We start from the raw sequence: 16,251 nt of genomic DNA on the forward strand, positions 1-16,251 counted from the left end.
CATGTCCTATCTTGACTACAAGGTCGCCCAGACCCCGACCGGCATCCGCAAGATCCTGTATCTGAACTGGCCCCTGGTTTTCCTGATCGCCGCCGTGGCCAGCATCGGGTTCCTGATGCTGGTATCGGTCGCGGGGGGCCGCGTGGACACATGGGCCGAGCCGCAGATGTACCGCTTTGCCGCCGGCATGGTCATCATGATCGCGCTGGCCTTCGTGCCGATGTGGTTCTGGCGGGGCATCTCGGTTCCCGCCTATGTCTGCTGCTTCCTGCTGCTGATCGCGGTCGAACTGGTGGGCGAGATCGGCATGGGCGCGCAACGCTGGATCGACATCGGTCCGATCCGCCTGCAACCGTCCGAGCTGATGAAGATCTCGCTCGTGCTGCTGCTGGCGGCCTATTACGACTGGCTGCCCGCGCGCCGGGTGTCGCGGCCCTTGTGGGTGCTGATCCCGGTGGTGCTGATCCTGGCGCCCACGGGGCTGGTGCTGATCCAGCCCGATCTTGGCACGTCGATCATGCTGGTGGCGGGGGGCGGCATCGTGATGTTCGCGGCGGGCGTGTCCTTGTGGTATTTCGGCGTGGTGATCGCGGCCGCCGTGGGGCTGGTCGCGGCGGTGCTGGAAAGCCGGGGCACGGACTGGCAGCTTCTGAAGGATTACCAGTTCCGCCGCATCGACACCTTCCTGGACCCGACCGCCGATCCCCTGGGCGCGGGCTACAACATCATCCAGAGCCAGATCGCCCTGGGATCGGGCGGCTGGTCGGGGCGGGGCTTCATGCAGGGCACGCAGTCGCGGCTGAATTTCCTGCCAGAAAAGCACACCGACTTCATCTTCACCGTCCTGGCCGAGGAATTCGGCTTTGTCGGCGCCATGTCGCTGCTGGGGCTCTACACGCTGATCATCGGCTTCTGCCTTTATTCCGCGCTGTCGAACCGCGACCGCTTCGCTGCGCTGATCACCATCGGTATCAGCGGCACGTTCTTCCTGTATTTCGCGATCAACATGGCCACCGTGATGGGCATGCTGCCCGCCAAGGGCTCGCCCCTGCCGCTGGTCAGCTATGGCGGGACGTCGCTGATGATCCTGATGCTGGGCTTCGGGCTGGTGCAGGCCGCCCATGTGCACAGGCCGCGATGATGCGCGTCCTGTTCGCCGCCCCCGACGCGCTGTGGCCCGCCTGGGCGCCCGCCCTGACAGGGCTTGCGCCCGAAATGGAACTGGTCCGCGCCAATGAGGCCGCCGATCCGGCTGGCATCGACGCCATCATCTTCGCGCCCGGCGGACCCATCGACGACCTGTCGCCCTTCGTCAACGCGCGGCTGGTGCAAAGCCTGTGGGCCGGGGTCGAACGCATCGTGACCAATCCGACCCTGACGCAGCCCCTGGCGCGGATGGTCGATCCGGGGCTGGCGCGCGGCATGGCGGAATATTGCACCGGCTGGGCCTTGCGCGCGCATCTGGGGATGGATCGTTACGCGCAGGACGGCGTGTGGCGCAACGGCCTGACCCCGCCCCTGGCCTGCGACCGGCAGGTGACGATCCTGGGGATGGGCGAACTGGGTCGCAGCGTCGCCGCCATGCTGGGCGGCATCGGCTTTCCCGTGTCGGGCTTCAGCGCGTCGGGCCGTCCGGTGCCGGGGGTGCGGGTCTTTGGTCCCGGCGAACTGGTCCAAGCCCTTACGGCGGCCGAGATCCTGATCACCCTGTTGCCCGACACGGCGCAAACGCGCGGGCTTCTGAATGCCGAACGACTCGCACGGCTGCCGCAGGGGGCATGGTTGATCAATCCAGGGCGCGGCACGGTCCTGGATGACGGCGCGGTTCTGGCCGCCCTGGACAGCGGCCATCTGGGTCATGCCGTGCTGGACGTGTTCCGGGCCGAGCCGCTGCCCGCCGCCCATCCCTTCTGGTCCCACCCCCGCGTGACCGTCACCCCCCATATCGCCGCCGAGACGCGGGTGGAAACCGCCGCACCCGTCGCCGTGGAAAACCTGCGCCGCGCGATGTCGGGCCGACCGGTCCTGTATCTGGTGGATCGCGACAGGGGCTATTGAACCAAAGCCGGTCGGCATGTGTTAACGCGCGGGTAAGGCAACCTATTGCGACACTCCGGCAAGGGCAGGTATGGCAGGGGGACAACTGGAAAGCCGATGCTTCATGACCAAGGACGATTCCCTGCGTCGCGTTCTGATGACCGGGACGCGCGACCTGCATGATCGCCTGGATCAGGCGGTCGGCACATTTGCCGATGGCGGCGCCTATCGCGCATTCCTGTCAGGCAGCTATGCGTTCCGCGCGGCTGTCGAACCCGCGCTGACCGGCGGTGACTGGCCGTTGCAGCGGCTGGCGCCCGTGATCGCCCAGGATCTGGCCGATCTGGACCAGCCCCGCCCTGCGCTTCCCGATACGCCGGTGCTGGCAGGCCCTGCCGCGCAGGCCGCAGCCCGCTATGTGCTGGAAGGTTCTGCCCTGGGTGCGCGGCTGCTGGCGCGGCGCGCGGCGGATCTTGGATTCACGCCCGGCCACGGCGCGCGCCACCTGGCGGCGCAGACCGCCTCGCCCCATCGATGGCGGCAGTTCCTGGACTGGATGGAAGGCGCCGATCTTCCCGCAGCGCCCACCCTTGCGGCAGCGCGCGCCGTATTTGGGGTTGCGCTCTGCGCCTATGGCGTCAAGTCTGCGACATGAACGAAAACGCCGCATCCGACGCGTCCCTTGTCGGCAAGCCGATCGACCTGACCAATTGCGACCGGGAACCGATCCATATTCCCGGCAGCATCCAGCCCCATGGCTGCCTGCTGGCCTGCGACAATGCGGGCCGGGTGGTCCTGTATCATTCGGACAACGCGGCTGCCCTTCTGAACCTGACCCAGGCGCCGCTGGACCAGCCGCTGGCCGAGGTGCTGGGGTCGGAAAACGTGCATCGGCTGCTGAACGCCCTGGCCGTGTCGGGCCGAAGCCTGCGCCCCAGCTTGATCTTCGGGATGGTGGTGAACGGGCAGGCGCTGGATGCCACCATCCACCGCTTCAAGGGCCGCACGATCATCGAATTCGAACCGGCCTCGGACCGGCTGGGCACGATCATCAGCCTGTCGCGGACGGTCATCGAACGGCTGCGCGTCATGGGCGACGCCGAACGGCTGATCCAGCAGGCGGCGATGCTGATGCAGGCGCAGCTGGGATACGACCGGGTGATGGTCTATCAACTGGGCGATGACGGCGCGGGCAAGGTGGTGGCCGAGGCCAAGCTGGACGAACAGGAAAGCTTCCGCGGCCAGTATTTCCCCGCCGGCGACATCCCCCAGCAGGCACGGGCGCTGTATCTGCGCAACCCCATCCGGGTGATCGGCGACGCGTCCTTCGTGCCCGTGCCGATCTGGGCTGGCGATCCCCGGGCCGAGCCGCTGGATCTGTCCTATGCCCATTTGCGCAGCGTTTCTCCGATCCATTGCGAATACCTGCGCAACATGGGTGTGTCGGCATCCATGTCGATTTCGATCATCATCGACGGCGCCTTGTGGGGGCTGATCGCCTGCCATCACTATTCGCCCAAGATCCTGTCCATGGCCGACCGTGCTGCCGCCGAAATGGTGGGCGAGTTCTTCTCGATGCACCTGGACGCGCTGACCCGCCGCCAGACCCGAGAGGCCGAGCTGGCCGCCCGCGGCGCGCTTGACGACCTGATGCTCGATGCCCGCAAGAACGAGGATGCGGCCGCCGCCCTGCAGGTCCGCCTGCCGGCACTGGCAAGGCTGATCCCCGCCGACGGCATCGGGATGTGGCTGGACGGGTGCTGGACGGCGCATGGCCATGCGCCCGCCGAACATGACATCGCGCCGATCCTGGCCCTGGCCGAAAGCCTGCCCCAGGGCCAGGTCTTCTCGACCGACAACCTGGCCGCTCTGACGTCGATGGATTCGTCTGCGACGGGGATCGCGGGGCTGATGATCGTGCCGCTGTCGCGGCGCCCGCGCGATTTCCTGTTCTATTTCCGCAGGGAAGCCGTGCAGACGCTGGACTGGGCGGGCGATCCGAACAAGACTTATGCCACCGGCAAGTTCGGCGACCGCCTGACGCCGCGCAAGAGCTTTGCCATCTGGAAGGAAACCGTCCGCGACCGAAGCCACCCCTGGTCCGAAAACGACCGCCGCTTTGCCGAGGCGCTGCGCATCGCCGTGGTCGAGGTGCTGCTGTTCAACAACGAGCTTCTGGCCGACGAACGCGCCCGCGCCGCCGTCCGCCAGCGAGTGCTGAACCAGGAACTGAACCACCGTGTCAAGAACATCCTGGCGGTGATCCAGTCGCTTGTCAGCCGCAAGCCCAAGGAAGGCGAGGCCCTGGCCGATTACGCCAATGCCCTGCGCGGGCGCATCCAGGCCCTTGCCTTCGCCCATGACCAGGTGGTCCGCGACGACCAGGGCGGGCTGCTGCACGACCTGCTGGCGGCGGAACTTGGCCCCTATGCGGACGACGGCAAGCCGATCCAGATGGACGGTCCGGCGGTGGTCCTGGACGGACGGGCCTTTTCGGTCATGGCGCTGATCTTCCACGAGATGGCGACCAATGCCGCCAAATACGGCGCCCTGTCGCGGCCCGGCGGGCATCTGTCGGTGGACTGGCGCATCGATCCCGACGGTCATTGCCGCATCCGCTGGACCGAGAACGGGCTGAACGGGTTGACGCCCCCGCAGCGGACCGGCTTCGGCTCCGCGCTGATCGAGCAATCCCTGCCCTTTGATCTGGGCGGCGAGGCGCGGATCGCCTATCGCCCCCAGGGGATCGCCGCCGCCTTCATGCTGCCTTCGGATTTCGTGCGCCTGGCCGATCCCGGTCCCGCGGCCACCTTGCGTCCCGCCGCCGCACAGGCTGCCCCCGCCCCCCTGAACGGGCGGCGCGTTCTGCTGGTCGAGGATCAGACCCTGATCGCCATGGCGCTGGAAGCCGAATTGCAGGACCATGGCCTGCAGGTCACCGGACGTGCCGCCACGGTCCAGGCGGCCCTGGCGATGATCGACAGCGACCCGCCGGATCTGGCCGTCCTTGACGTCAACCTGGCGGACGAGGACTCGCTGCCCGTGGCCGAAGTCCTGCGCGCCCGCGACATCCCTTTCGTCTTCGCCACCGGCTATGGCGGGGATATCGGCCTGCCCCAGGGGTTCGGTGGCATCCCCGTCGTGGGCAAGCCCTATCAGGTGGGCGACATCCTGCAAAAGCTGGCCGAGGCCGAACGGCGGTAATCCCTGGCTGCAACCCTGCCATGTCCGCGCAACTTTCGGGATGCGCGGCATTCTCTTTCCGCAGCATCTGGGTTAGCGCGGGGCCTGCCCGGCATCTTCCGCGATGCCGGGCCTTTCCCTGACAAGCGGACGATGAACCATGACTGATCAGACCATCACTGCGCCCGCCAAGGCGCGCGGCACGCCCATCAATTCCCCTGCACGGGTGCTGCTGGCCAGCCTGATCGGCACGACGATCGAATTCTTCGACTTCTACGTCTATGCGACGGCTGCCGTGCTGGTCTTTCCAACCCTGTTCTTCCCGGCCGAGGACGCGACCACGGCGCTGCTGGCGTCTTTCGCCACCTTTTCTATTGCCTTCTTCGCGCGGCCCTTCGGCGCCATTGTCTTCGGCCATTTCGGCGACCGTATCGGACGCAAGGCCACGCTGGTTGCGGCGCTGCTGACCATGGGGATCTCGACGGTGATCATTGGCCTGCTGCCGACCTATGCCCAGATCGGCGTCGCGGCGCCCGCGCTGTTGGCACTGTGCCGGTTCGGGCAGGGCTTCGGCCTGGGCGGCGAATGGGGCGGGGCGGTCCTGCTTGCGACCGAAAACGCGCCCGAGGGCAAGCGAAGCTGGTACGGCATGTTTCCCCAGCTTGGCGCGCCGGTCGGGCTGTTCCTGTCCTCGGGCTTCTTCTGGGTGCTGCTGCATTTCATGTCGCAGGACGACCTGCTGGCCTGGGGCTGGCGGCTGCCCTTCCTGGCCTCGATCATCCTGATCGTCCTTGGACTGTGGGTGCGCCTGTCCATCACCGAGACCCCGGAATTCGCCGAAGCGGTCAAGCGCGACCAGCGGGTGTCCGTCCCGGTCGTGGAACTGTTCCGCAACCACAAGCGCAGCCTTTTCCTGGGCACCTTCGTGGCGCTTGTGACCTTCGTGCTGTTCTATATCTGCTCGGCCTGGCTTCTGTCCTATAACGTCAAGGTGCGCCAGATCGCCTTCATGGATGCGCTTCTGATGCAGATCTATGGCTCGGTGATCTTCGGCATTGCGATCCCCTTCGCGGGCAAGATCGCGGATGCCGTCGGGCGGCGCCCGTTCCTGGTCGTTGTCACGGTGCTGATCGGGGCGTTCTCGTTCTTCCTGGCACCGCTGATGAGCGGAAGCGACGCGGCCCTCTACGGCTTTGTCACCATCGGCATGTTCCTGATGGGCCTGACCTATGGCGTCATCGGCGCCGCCCTGGCCGCGCCTTTTCCGACGCGGGTGCGTTACACGGGGGCCTCGATCACCTTCAACTTCGCGGGGATCTTCGGGGCTTCGCTGGCGCCCTATGCCGCGACCTGGTTGCAGCAGACCTATGGCCTGGCCCATGTCGGCTATTACATGCTGGCGGCAGCGGTGATCACGCTGGCCTGCATCCTGGCATCGGGCCGGGACGAGGTCTGAATGGCCGAGGGGATGCGCAGGCGGCAAGCCACCACGGTGCTGATCGGCGCCGCGGGCGTGGCGCTGTTCTGGCTGTTGCACCTGCCGCTGCCTTTCCTGTTCGGACCGATGATCGCATCTCTTGTCGCCGCCCTGATGGGCGCGCGGCTGGCTGGGCTGGGCCAGGTATCGGTTGCGGCGCGGTCGGTGCTGGGCGTGGCCATCGGCGCGGCGGTCACGCCCGCGCTTGTGGCGCAACTGCCGTCGATGCTGGCCTCGGTCGCGATCATTCCGTTTTATATCGCGGCGATCGGGCTGGTGGGCGTGCCGTTCTTCCGCCGTGTCGTGGGCTTCGATCTGGTGACGGCCTTCTATGCCGCGATGCCGGGCGGGGCCGCCGACATGACCGTCTTCGCGGCGGAAGCCGGCGCCAACATCCGCCAGGTCTCGCTGGTCCATGTCACGCGGCTGCTGGTCATCATGATCGTCGGCCCGCTGGTGCTGGTATCGGTTTACGGCGTGGAACTGACCCATCCCGTGGGTCAGCCCGCAGCCGACATGCCCCCGTCCGAACTGGCGATCATAGCGGCTGCCGCCCTGATCGGGTGGAAGGCCGCCGAACGCATCGGCCTGTTCGGCGCGGCGATCCTTGGCCCTCTGATCCTGGCCATGGCCCTGTCGCTGGCGGGCGTGCTGCACATGCGCCCCCCGCGCGAGGCCCTGCTGGCCGCGCAGTTCCTGATCGGCATCGGCATCGGCACCAGCTATGTCGGCGTCACGCTGCGCGAGTTGCGGGAAACGGTGGCGGGTGGCGCGGTCTTCGTCCTGATCCTGGCGGTGATCGCGGCGGCGGTGACGGAATTCGTGACCCTGACCGGCCTTGCCCCGCCGGTCGAGGGGTTCTTGGCCTTCATGCCGGGGGGGCAGGCGGAAATGTCGATGCTGGCGCTGATCGCGGGGGCCGATCTCAGCTTCGTGGTGGTCCACCACATCACGCGGGTGATCCTGGTCCTGACAGGCGCGCCGATCCTGTTCGCGGTGATCCGGCAGCGGCGCCCCTAGGCTGCCTCAGGCCAGCGTCCGGCGCATTGCCGCGATCAGGTCGTGGAACCGGTCCCCCTGCACGATGACGTGATCGTGCAAGGCCCGCGCCGCGCCGTCCCCATCGCCATCCCGGATCGCCGCCACGATGGCGTCGTGTTCCGCAAAAGACCGGCCCATCCGGTTTCGAACCTGCAACTGCATCCGCCGATAGGGTTGCAGCATGGCGTGCAGCCGCGCGGCTTCTTGCACCAGGAAGGCATTGTGCGTGGCGCGATAGATGCAGTGGTGGAATTCCGAATTGCGCGCGTAATAGGCCTCGACCTCGCCAGCCTCGGCCTGGCGGCGGCAATCGTCATGGACCTTCTGGAAGGCGTCCAGTTCCGCCTGGGTGATGCGGCGCGCGGCCAGGCGGCCGCAGCTTGCCTCGATCTCGGCCATCACCTCGAAACGTTCGGCCAGTTCCTCGGGCGACCACTGGCTGACGAAGGTGCCGCGCTTGGGCATGACGCGCACCAGTCCCGATGCTTCAAGCTGCTGGAACGCTTCGCGGATGGGGGTGCGGGAACAGTCAAATTCCTGCTCCAGCGCCTCGGGGTCAAGGCGGGTGCCGGGCAGATAGCGACCCGCGACGATGGCATCTTCCAGGGCGCGCCTGATGCGCAGGGTATTCGGAACGCTGGTCAAGACTGATCTCCTTGCCATTTCAGCCTAACAAATCAGCAAGAAACATTCATCATTCATTCTGTTATATACATCAAGTGTGATCAGGCGTATAACGCAAGCAATCTGAGGATTCGTGTGGAGGCGAATCCCCAAGTTCATGCAGGAAGGGGAGAACCGCATGACACCTCATCTGATTTCCATCTATGCCCTGGTTCTGATGTTCGTCGTGGCGACCATCTGGCCGATCAACATGGGCGTGCTGGCCTTCGTCGGGGCCTTTCTGGTCGGCACGCTGCTGGCTGCGCAGACCACCAAGGACATCCTCGGGGGGTTTCCCAGCGGGCTGTTCCTGACTCTGGTGGGCATCACCTGGCTGTTCGCCCTGGCACAGAACAACGGCACGATCGACTGGCTGGTGCGCATGGCCGTGCGCGCGGTCAAGGGCCGCATCGGGGCAATCCCCTGGATCATGTTCGGCATTTCCGCGCTGCTGACCGCCGTGGGCGCGGTCAGCCCCGGTGCGGTGGCGATCGTGGCGCCCATCGCGCTGGGCTTTGCCTTTCGCTATCACATCAACCCGCTGCTGATGGGCCTGATGGTCGTGCATGGCGCGCAGGCCGGGGGCTTTTCGCCCATCAGCATCTATGGCGGCATCACCAACGGCGTGGTTCAGGAAGCGGGCCTGCCCCTGTCGCCGCTGACCACCTTCGCGGCAAGCTTCCTCGTCAACGCGGCGGTGGCGGCGATCCTGTTCATGATCCTGGGCGGGCGCCAGCTGATGGCTGCGCGCGACACCATCGAAGCCATGCCCGTCCCGCATGTAGAGATCGCCCGCGCCGCTACCGGCCCGCAAATCTTCGGAGACAGCGAAGCGCAGGCCCTGACCAAGCGTGTCAGCCGCGAAGGCGGCGGCGATTCCAACCGCCTTGTGGCCGAGGTCGAGGAGGGCAACCAGCCCGACGGCACGCCCTATCAGATCTTCACGCTGGCGGGCCTGGTCCTGCTGGCGGTCCTGGTGCTGGCCTTCAACCTGGACATCGGCTTCGTCGCGCTGACCATCGGCCTGGCGCTGGCGCTGTGGAACCCGACCATGCAGAAACGCGCCATGGCGCAGGTCGCCTGGCCGGAAATCATGCTGATCACGGGGGTTTCAACCTATGTCGCGGTGCTGCAGGAGATGGGCACCATCGACTTCGTGGGCGACAGCGTGGCCGGCATGGCTTCGCCCCTGCTGGCGGCCTTGATGCTGTTCTTCATCGGCGCCGTGGTGTCGGCCTTTGCCTCATCGACCGCAGTCCTGGGGTCGCTGATCCCGCTGGCGGTGCCGTTCCTGCAAGGGGAAAGCGGCGTGGGCGCGATCGGCTTCATCGCCGGGATGGCGGTTGCGTCCACGATCGTCGATGTCAGCCCGTTTTCCACCAATGGCGCCTTGGTGCTGGCGAATGCGCATGGCGTGGACAAGCAGGCCTTCTTCCGCAAGCTGCTGAACTATGGCGCCATCGTCACCCTGGTGGCGCCGGTCGTGCTGTGGCTGATCTTCGTCGTGCTGCCGGGCTGATCCGGCGGCACCCTTGAAAGGAGAGAATGCGTGACCAGGACCGTGCAGACCCCCCGGACGAACCGCTTTGGCGATCTGTTCGACATGCTGACCGACCGCGGCCGCGCCCTGCTGCGCTGGCGCGACCCGGCGGGACGGGTAACCGCCCCGCCCAGCCTGCCCGAGATGGGCGAACTGCTGCTGTCGCGCCGGGGCGAGGCATCGGGCGTTGCCCTGGCCCAAGCCCTGGTCACCGCTTTCGAGGACGCGGACGAGGCCAATCGCCTGGACTTCCTGGCGACCCTGGCCGACCGCTTCGGTCCCGATCCCAAGGCCATCGCCAAGGCGCTGGATGCCGTGCGGCGCGACCCGGGATCGGCCGAGGCGGTCGAGGCGCTGCACATCGCCTCTGAACCTCGCCGGCAGGAACTGCTCCGCCGCCTGAACCTTGCCCCTGGCGGCACCGCGGCCCTGGTCAGGATGCGCGAGGAACTGCTGCGCCATCTGAAGGACAGTCCGGACCTGCGCCGGGTGGACAGCGATTTTGCGCATCTGTTCGCGTCCTGGTTCAACCGGGGCTTTCTGGTGCTGCGCCATATCGACTGGAATACCCCCGCCGCGATCCTGGAAAAGATCATCCGCTATGAGGCGGTGCACGCCATCCAGAACTGGGACGACCTGCGCAACCGCCTGCAACCGACCGACCGGCGCTGCTATGGCTTTTTCCACCCGCAGCTGGTCGATGAACCGCTGATCTTCGTCGAGGTCGCGCTGACCAGGGCGGTTCCAGACACCGTGGCGCCGCTGCTGGATCTGGCCCGCACGCCCATTGACGCCGACCGTGCCACCACGGCGGTGTTCTATTCCATATCGAACACCCAGAAGGGGCTGGCGGGGGTGTCCTTCGGCAACTTCCTGATCAAGCAGGTGGTCGAGGAACTGAAGGCCGAACTGCCGGACATCCAGACCTTCGTCACCCTGTCCCCGGTGCCGGGCTTCGCCGCCTGGCTGGCCCGCGAGCGCGAGGAAGGAAAGATGCTGGACGACGATCTGCGCGCGGCCCTGAAACCCCTGGACCAGCCGGGCTGGCATGTGGACCGGGACACCGCGCAGGCCCTGCGCGAGCCGTTGCTGGCCGCGGCCGCGATCTATTTCCTGCAGGCCCGCGACGCCAGGGGCCGGGCGGTCGATCCCGTCGCGCGCTTCCATCTGGGCAACGGTGCCTGCCTGGAGCGGCTGAACTTCCTGGGCGACGTGTCGGCCAACGGCTTGCGGCAATCGCATGGGTTGATGGTCAATTACCTGTATGATCCCGGCCGGATCGAGTCCAACCACGAAGCCTTTGCCGAGCGCACCGAAATCGCCGCGTCAGACGCGGTTCGCCGCCACCTGCCCGCCGGGCAAGCCACTATCAGGAAAGAAAAGCCATGAACGCCAACCTGTTCGACATTCTGGAAACGGGCATCACCGATCCCGATGCCACAGCCATCGAGACTGCCGTGGGCGAACGCATCAGCTATGGCGATCTGGTCGCGCGCACCGGACGGATGGCCAATGCGCTTGTGTCCTTGGGCGTGCAGCCCGGCGACCGCGTGGCAGCCCAGGTGGAAAAGTCGGTCCAGGCGATCATCCTTTATCTGGCGACAGTGCGCGCCGGCGCGGTGTTTCTGCCGCTGAACACGGGCTATACGCCCGCTGAGATCGACTATTTCATCGGCGACGCCACGCCCGGGATTCTTGTCTGCGACCCGGCGAGGGCCGATGCGCTGTCGGACGCCGCGGCGCGGGCAGGTGCCCGGATCATGACACTGGATGCGAACGGGCAGGGCAGCCTGACGGATGCCGCCGCCGGTGCCTCGCCGGATTTCGCCACCATCGCGCGCAATGCGGATGACCTTGCCGCGCTGCTTTACACATCGGGGACGACGGGCCGCAGCAAGGGCGCGATGCTGACGCATGGCAACCTGGTGTCCAACAGCATGGCCCTGCGGGATGCCTGGCGTTACACCGCGCGGGACGTGCTGATCCATGCGCTGCCGATCTTTCACACGCATGGCCTGTTCGTCGCCACCAACGTGACGCTGCTTTCCGGCGCCAGCATGATCTTCCTGCCGAAGTTCGACCCCGACCGGATCATCGCGCTGATGGACCGGGCGACGGTGCTGATGGGCGTGCCGACCTTCTATGTCCGGCTGCTGCAGGACGACCGGCTGGACCGCGACATCACCGCGCATATGCGGCTGTTCATTTCCGGCAGCGCGCCGCTTTTGGCGGAAACGCATCGCGAATGGCAGGCCCGCACCGGCCATGCGATCCTGGAACGATACGGGATGACGGAAACCAACATGAACGCCTCCAACCCCTATGACGGCGACCGGATCGCCGGGACCGTGGGGATGCCCCTGCCGGGGGTCGAGATCATCGTGACCGACCCCGAGACAGGCGCCGAACTGCCCCGGGGAGAGATCGGCATGATCGAGGTGCGCGGCCCGAACGTCTTCAAGGGCTATTGGCAGATGCCGGAAAAGACCGCCGCCGAACTGCGCGCGAACGGCTTCTTCATCACCGGCGACCTGGGGAAGTTCGACGACCGTGGCTATCTGCACATCGTCGGGCGTGGCAAGGACCTGATCATCACCGGCGGCTACAACGTCTATCCCAAGGAAATCGAGACCGAGATCGACGCCCTTCCCGGCGTGGTCGAATCCGCCGTGATCGGCCTGCCGCACCGCGATTTCGGCGAAGGCGTGACGGCGGTGATCGTGCCGACCGGCAAGGACGCCATTTCCGAACAGGATGTGCTGGCGGCGCTCGACGGGCGGCTGGCGAAGTTCAAGCAGCCCAAGCGGGTGCTGTTCGTGGACGAATTGCCGCGCAACACCATGGGCAAGGTGCAGAAGAACCTGCTGCGCGACCAGTTCGGTGAGCTGTATCGCTGACAAGGTTTCCTTGCACCACGGGGGCGGGCCATGGCCCGCCCTTTCTCATCTTGAACACCTCGCCATCGCGCGTTACTGAAATGTAATAACATATCGCTAATGGAGGTGACGGATGGCAGGGTCTAAAGGAATGGCGGTCATGGCCGTAATGCTGGTCATGGGGTCCGCAGCCATGGCGCATGACCACGGCAAGGATCACGACCACGCCCATGCGCACGCCCATTCCCATGCGGAACAGGCGGTGCATGACGGCTATTTCGACGACGCTCAGGTCCAGCCCCGGCCTCTGTCCGACTGGCAGGGCGACTGGCAGTCGGTCTATCCGCTGCTGGCCGATGGCACGCTGGATCCGGTCATGGCGCACAAGGCGGAACACGGTGACAAGACCGCCGGCGAATACCGCGCCTATTACGACACCGGCTACAGGACCGACGTGGACCGCATCACCATCCAGGGCGACAGCGTGACCTTCCACCGCGGCGACCAAGCAGTGCAGGGCCGCTATCAGGCGGACGGCCAGGAAATCCTGACCTATGCCAAGGGCAACCGCGGCGTGCGCTTCGTCTTCCAGAAGGTCGGCGGCGATCGGGCGGCGCCGCGCTTCATCCAGTTCAGCGACCACCGCATCGCGCCCGAGGTGTCGGACCATTTCCACCTGTATTGGGGAGAGGACCGCGCCGCCCTGCTGGCCGAGGTGACGAACTGGCCCACCTATTACCCGGCCTCGCTGGACGCGGGCGCTATCGTGGCCGAGATGCTGGCGCATTGATGGTGTAGGGTGCGGGCTTGCACGCACCGCTGTTTCGCCCTTGACGGTGCGTGCAAGCACGCACCCTACGGCGTGCGGGCCAGCAGCGCGCGCAGTTGCGACGGGAACAGTTGCAGGATCAGCGTTTCCGTCATCGCGGTGCCGCCATGATCGACATAGGCGCGCAGGTCGATGGGTGCCGTGTCGGTTTCCGCGAAGGACAGGTCGAACAGCGCCCGCCAATAATCGGTACCCACGACCGGATAGACGGCGGTGTTCGACACCTGCGCCTGCCCTGTGGACACCGAAAGCGCCAGCCCGTCCTCTCGGCCAAGGCCCTTCAGGTTCGGCCCGGCAAAGTCGCAGACGACCTTGACCACCCCCCTGGGGCGCGGCTGGCCGGGAATGCCGCCCGCGCCAAGGCGGGTGGCGGTGAAATGCGCAATCTCGCTGACCGCGGGGTTGTCGCGCACCCAGTCCAGCCGATAGGCAAAGTCGTGTTGCTGGCCCTTGGCGGTTGGTTCGGCAGGTTGCCAGAAGGCCACGATGTTGTCGTGGATCTCGTCGTCCGTGCGCAGTTCGGTCAGCACCACCGATCCGTTGCCCCAGTCGCCCTTGGGGGTGATCCATGCGCTTGCGCGGCGTTCGTAGAAGACGCCGTCGTCCTGGTATTGCGCGAAATCGCGTTCGCGTTGCATCAGCCCGAAACCCTTGACCGATGGCGAGGCAAAGCTGTTCACCATCGTGCCGGGCGGATTGTTCAGGGGCCGCCAGATGCGTTCGCCATTGCCCGCCAGGATCTCCAGCCCGTCGGAGTCATGCACCTCGGGCCGCCAGTCGGGCGAGACATGGGGCGTGTTCTTGCCGAACCAGAACATCGAGGTCAGCGGCGCGATCCCCATCCGTTCCACCGCATCGCGCAGGAAGACCGTCGCGGTGATGTCCTGCGCCACGCCATTGCCGCGCCGCGATTCGATGCGATAGGCGCCGGTCGCGCGCGGGCTGTCCAAGAGCGCATAGGTGGTCAGGTCGCCGTTTTCCGCAGGTTCCAGCCAGAAGCGGGTGAACAGGGGAAACTCCTCGGGTCCATCGGGGATCGCCGTGTCGATGGCAAGGCCGCGCGCCGACAGCCCGAACTGCCCGCTGTATCCCGAAGTCCGCCAGTAGGATGCGCCCAGGAATGCCATCCAGTCGATTTCCGTCCTGGCATCCTGGACCCGGAACCCTGCGAAGCCCTTGGTGCGGGTCAACTGGCGGGCCGGGTTGCCTTCGGGAATGTCGAACAGGTCCAGCGAGAAGGGCACCTCGGTCGCCATGCCGTTTTCGACCGTGAAGATCCGCACGGGATTGCGGAAATACATTCCGGGAAAGAACGCCTGCACGGGCGAGGTATCGCCCTGGCCCCGCCACAGGCTGCGCTCAGCGCGGAAACGGACCTGGTTGTGGCGGTCGTAATCCACCTGGTCCAGGATCTCGGGATCGGCGATCTCCGGGGGGGTATGGGGTTTGCCGGCCATGTCGCGGGCCATGTCGCGCAGCCAGTCAAGGGAAAAGGGCTGGCTGTCGCCCGCCGCGCCCTGCGCCCGCACCAGATGCGGAAGCAGGAAAAAGGCCCCGCTGCCCAGGGCGGCTTGCAGGATATGGCGGCGGCTCAGGTGATCGGTCGGCATGGAATCCCGGATGACAAGGCGGTTGCGCGGCATCAAATGTTTGCTTCCGGCGCAAATGCAAGTGCGGGCCGGCTGTTCGGCGGTCTGTTGCCGCCGAATTGCCCAAGCCCTGTCGCAACCCTGCCATCAGGCGGGCCGGGCCGCGCATCGCCGCCCGGCCTTTTTGCGTCACCAGATGAAGTCGTCGCCATCCAGCTGGTTCAGGCGCGTGTCTTCGACCACCAGCCGGTGGATGCCTGCCTTGATGACGATGTCCGTGCCCACCTGGGTGGCGGCGGCGCGGATGCTGGCGAAGCTGTTGAACTGCCCAAAGGCCGACAGGTCGATCTTGTCGTCGCCGTTTTCGAAGTCGGTGATTCGGTCGATGCCGCCGTTGAAGACGAAGCGGTCGGCCCCTTCGCCGCCCGTCAGCAGGTCGTTGCCAAGGCCGCCGTTCAGCACGTCATTGCCCTCGCCTCCGACCAGCGTGTCGTTCCCCGCCTCGGCGATCATCACGTCGTCGCCCTCGCCCCCGCGCAGGATGTCGTTGCCCGCCCCGGAAACGATGCGGTCGTTGCCTTCGCCCCCGTCGATGGTGTCGCGGCCGCCCAGGGTCACGGCGGTGTCGTTCCCCTCGGCCAGGCTGACCGCATTGTTTCCCGCACCGGCGCGGACCGCGTCATTTCCTTCCCCCGCGACGATGCGGTCGCTGCCCGCGCCGGTCCAGATGGCATCGTTGCCCGATCCGCCCCAGATGACGTTGTTCCCCTCGCCCCCCCACAGCCGGTCGTTTCCTTCGCCGCCGTCGATGGTGTCGTTGCCGCCAAGGCCCGACAGCCGGTCGTCGCCCGACCGGCCGAAAATCCGGTCGGCCAGATTCGTCCCGTTGTAGATGTTGGAATCGTCGTTTCCGAAATAGGTCGCCATGTCAGTCTCTCCTGCATCGGGCGGATTGATGAAGGCCGCGCCGCTCCGCCCTTTGGCAGCCGCGTCCCGTTTCCCTTCTCCGGGCGTCA

The 16,251-nt window shown here is 66.4% G+C and carries 13 protein-coding genes; 10 read left to right on the forward strand and 3 right to left on the reverse strand.

Features of this window, described 5'->3' with window-relative positions; genetic code table 11:
- Nucleotide 1: 1 nt before the first annotated feature.
- From rodA to RAH32_RS10890, 6 genes are all read left to right on the forward strand, one after another.
- Nucleotides 2–1,141 carry a rod shape-determining protein RodA gene (gene rodA, locus RAH32_RS10865; RefSeq protein WP_306607958.1) on the forward strand — a complete coding sequence of 380 codons (1,140 nt, stop codon included), beginning with the start codon at nucleotides 2–4 and terminating at the stop codon, nucleotides 1,139–1,141.
- The gene (locus RAH32_RS10870) at nucleotides 1,141–2,058 is read left to right on the forward strand and encodes a 2-hydroxyacid dehydrogenase (RefSeq protein WP_373429708.1); all 918 of its coding nucleotides are present in this window, start codon (nucleotides 1,141–1,143) and stop codon (nucleotides 2,056–2,058) included. Before rodA ends, RAH32_RS10870 begins: the two co-directional genes overlap by 1 nt.
- Nucleotides 2,059–2,161: 103 nt before the next feature.
- Nucleotides 2,162–2,692 carry a biliverdin-producing heme oxygenase gene (locus RAH32_RS10875; RefSeq protein WP_306607960.1) on the forward strand — a complete coding sequence of 177 codons (531 nt, stop codon included), beginning with the start codon at nucleotides 2,162–2,164 and terminating at the stop codon, nucleotides 2,690–2,692.
- Nucleotides 2,689–5,241: an HWE histidine kinase domain-containing protein gene (locus RAH32_RS10880; RefSeq protein WP_306607961.1), complete on the forward strand. Its 2,553-nt coding sequence runs from the start codon at nucleotides 2,689–2,691 to the stop codon at nucleotides 5,239–5,241. Before RAH32_RS10875 ends, RAH32_RS10880 begins: the two co-directional genes overlap by 4 nt.
- Before the next feature lie 139 nt (nucleotides 5,242–5,380).
- Nucleotides 5,381–6,676, forward strand: a complete 1,296-nt coding sequence (locus RAH32_RS10885) for an MFS transporter (RefSeq protein WP_306607962.1) — start codon at nucleotides 5,381–5,383, stop codon at nucleotides 6,674–6,676.
- Nucleotides 6,677–7,717, forward strand: a complete 1,041-nt coding sequence (locus tag RAH32_RS10890; RefSeq protein WP_306607963.1) for an AbrB family transcriptional regulator — start codon at nucleotides 6,677–6,679, stop codon at nucleotides 7,715–7,717.
- Between the two features lie 6 nt (nucleotides 7,718–7,723).
- Here RAH32_RS10890 and RAH32_RS10895 read toward each other — a convergent pair whose 3' ends face one another.
- On the reverse strand, nucleotides 7,724–8,383 hold the full coding sequence (locus RAH32_RS10895; protein ID WP_306607964.1) for a GntR family transcriptional regulator: 660 nt from the start codon (nucleotides 8,381–8,383) through the stop codon (nucleotides 7,724–7,726).
- 157 nt (nucleotides 8,384–8,540) lie between these two features.
- On the opposite strand from RAH32_RS10895, the gene RAH32_RS10900 reads away from it, so the two are divergent.
- From RAH32_RS10900 to RAH32_RS10915, 4 genes are all read left to right on the forward strand, one after another.
- Nucleotides 8,541–9,920 (forward strand): SLC13 family permease, encoded by a 1,380-nt coding sequence (locus RAH32_RS10900; protein WP_306607965.1) that lies wholly within the window; start codon nucleotides 8,541–8,543, stop codon nucleotides 9,918–9,920.
- A gap of 30 nt (nucleotides 9,921–9,950) precedes the next feature.
- Nucleotides 9,951–11,330: a malonyl-CoA decarboxylase gene (locus RAH32_RS10905; RefSeq protein WP_306607966.1), complete on the forward strand. Its 1,380-nt coding sequence runs from the start codon at nucleotides 9,951–9,953 to the stop codon at nucleotides 11,328–11,330.
- Nucleotides 11,327–12,838 carry a malonate--CoA ligase gene (locus RAH32_RS10910; protein ID WP_306607967.1) on the forward strand — a complete coding sequence of 504 codons (1,512 nt, stop codon included), beginning with the start codon at nucleotides 11,327–11,329 and terminating at the stop codon, nucleotides 12,836–12,838. The genes RAH32_RS10905 and RAH32_RS10910 overlap by 4 nt, the downstream gene beginning before the upstream one ends.
- Before the next feature lie 139 nt (nucleotides 12,839–12,977).
- Nucleotides 12,978–13,607, forward strand: coding sequence for a metal-binding protein ZinT (locus RAH32_RS10915; RefSeq protein ID WP_306607968.1), 630 nt, complete (start codon nucleotides 12,978–12,980; stop codon nucleotides 13,605–13,607).
- Between the two features lie 65 nt (nucleotides 13,608–13,672).
- Here RAH32_RS10915 and RAH32_RS10920 read toward each other — a convergent pair whose 3' ends face one another.
- Both RAH32_RS10920 and RAH32_RS10925 read right to left on the reverse strand, forming a co-directional pair.
- Nucleotides 13,673–15,289, reverse strand: a complete 1,617-nt coding sequence (locus tag RAH32_RS10920; RefSeq protein WP_306607969.1) for an OpgD/OpgG family glucan biosynthesis protein — start codon at nucleotides 15,287–15,289, stop codon at nucleotides 13,673–13,675.
- A gap of 135 nt (nucleotides 15,290–15,424) precedes the next feature.
- The gene (locus tag RAH32_RS10925) at nucleotides 15,425–16,162 is read right to left on the reverse strand and encodes a calcium-binding protein (RefSeq protein WP_306607970.1); all 738 of its coding nucleotides are present in this window, start codon (nucleotides 16,160–16,162) and stop codon (nucleotides 15,425–15,427) included.
- Between the last annotated feature and the right edge of the window lie 89 nt (nucleotides 16,163–16,251).

The sequence above is a fragment of the Paracoccus yibinensis genome, from assembly GCF_030846195.1.
Classification (GTDB): domain Bacteria; phylum Pseudomonadota; class Alphaproteobacteria; order Rhodobacterales; family Rhodobacteraceae; genus Paracoccus; species Paracoccus yibinensis.